Raw genomic sequence first — 1067 nt, 5'->3', positions numbered from 1 at the left:
ATTTGACGTTAGCGACAGAAGAAGCACCGGCTAACTCCGTGCCAGCAGCCGCGGTAATACGGAGGGTGCGAGCGTTAATCGGAATTACTGGGCGTAAAGCGCATGCAGGTGGTTTGTTAAGTCAGATGTGAAAGCCCGGGGCTCAACCTCGGAATAGCATTTGAAACTGGCAGACTAGAGTACTGTAGAGGGGGGTAGAATTTCAGGTGTAGCGGTGAAATGCGTAGAGATCTGAAGGAATACCGGTGGCGAAGGCGGCCCCCTGGACAGATACTGACACTCAGATGCGAAAGCGTGGGGAGCAAACAGGATTAGATACCCTGGTAGTCCACGCCGTAAACGATGTCTACTTGGAGGTTGTGGCCTTGAGCCGTGGCTTTCGGAGCTAACGCGTTAAGTAGACCGCCTGGGGAGTACGGTCGCAAGATTAAAACTCAAATGAATTGACGGGGGCCCGCACAAGCGGTGGAGCATGTGGTTTAATTCGATGCAACGCGAAGAACCTTACCTACTCTTGACATCCAGAGAACTTTCCAGAGATGGATTGGTGCCTTCGGGAACTCTGAGACAGGTGCTGCATGGCTGTCGTCAGCTCGTGTTGTGAAATGTTGGGTTAAGTCCCGCAACGAGCGCAACCCTTATCCTTGTTTGCCAGCGAGTAATGTCGGGAACTCCAGGGAGACTGCCGGTGATAAACCGGAGGAAGGTGGGGACGACGTCAAGTCATCATGGCCCTTACGAGTAGGGCTACACACGTGCTACAATGGCGCATACAGAGGGCGGCCAACTTGCGAAAGTGAGCGAATCCCAAAAAGTGCGTCGTAGTCCGGATTGGAGTCTGCAACTCGACTCCATGAAGTCGGAATCGCTAGTAATCGTGGATCAGAATGCCACGGTGAATACGTTCCCGGGCCTTGTACACACCGCCCGTCACACCATGGGAGTGGGCTGCAAAAGAAGTAGGTAGTTTAACCTTCGGGGGGACGCTTACCACTTTGTGGTTCATGACTGGGGTGAAGTCGTAACAAGGTAGCGCTAGGGGAACCTGGCGCTGGATCACCTCCTTA

At 53.5% G+C, this 1067-nt stretch carries 1 rRNA gene; it reads left to right on the top strand.

Annotated features, from left to right (window positions below):
* Positions 1–1067, top strand: a 16S ribosomal RNA gene (locus NL626_RS22915); the annotation flags it as partial.

Source organism: Vibrio sp. Y58_MX_L22 (genome assembly GCF_024181865.1).
In the GTDB taxonomy this organism is placed as follows: Bacteria; Pseudomonadota; Gammaproteobacteria; order Enterobacterales; family Vibrionaceae; genus Vibrio; species Vibrio alginolyticus.
The sequence above is the reverse complement of the archived record's forward strand: the minus strand, read 5'-3'. Positions and strand labels throughout refer to the sequence as shown.